The 509-nt window shown below is 55.2% G+C and carries 1 pseudogene; it reads right to left on the bottom strand.

Going from position 1 to position 509, the window contains the following annotated elements:
• Positions 1 to 373 (bottom strand): annotated as a pseudogene (locus tag B5F88_RS20110) (IS21 family transposase); the annotation flags it as partial.
• Positions 374 to 509 lie beyond the last annotated feature (136 nt).

Below are 509 nucleotides of genomic sequence, written 5' to 3'. Positions count from 1 at the left end.
CAGGCGGAACAAGGTGCTGGTGAGCAGCGATGTAGTCCTTAACAATGGTCTTCCCTCCGTGGTAGCCATTTGCACGGAGCCTGCTGAGGCACACAGCGGAGTTTGTAACCCCTGCTTTCAGCTGTCCGTCCAGGATGCCTGTGTAGCCGCTCAAAAGCGTGGTACTTGCCTTCCGGCCCTTCGAGGCGTGCTCAGTGTCCTCAAAGCCGTGCTCCTTCATCCGGCGCAGTCTGGCGCGGGAAATCCCGGTACGGCGCTCCAGCTCTGCAAGATTGACCTTCTCCAGCGAGAACTTGTCTCCTTGCTCGGCCATCATCTGCTCAATGGCCTTTGCCACAACCGGGGACATGGCTGCGAAATTGGGTTGTTTCATCTTATCTCCTTTCACCGGGGGCTGGCTACGCCTCCAGTGTAAAGGAACTATTCAAATTGTAAATGGCTGTTTTCAGTTGACCAAAATTGGCGTTTTTCGCCTGACCCGGAATGGCGATTATCGCCTGACGCTAACA

The sequence above is a fragment of the Flavonifractor sp. An306 genome (genome assembly GCF_002159455.1).
In the GTDB taxonomy this organism is placed as follows: Bacteria; Bacillota; Clostridia; order Oscillospirales; family Oscillospiraceae; genus Flavonifractor.
Note: the sequence above shows the minus strand (reverse complement) of the source record. Positions and strands in the feature narration are given on the sequence as shown.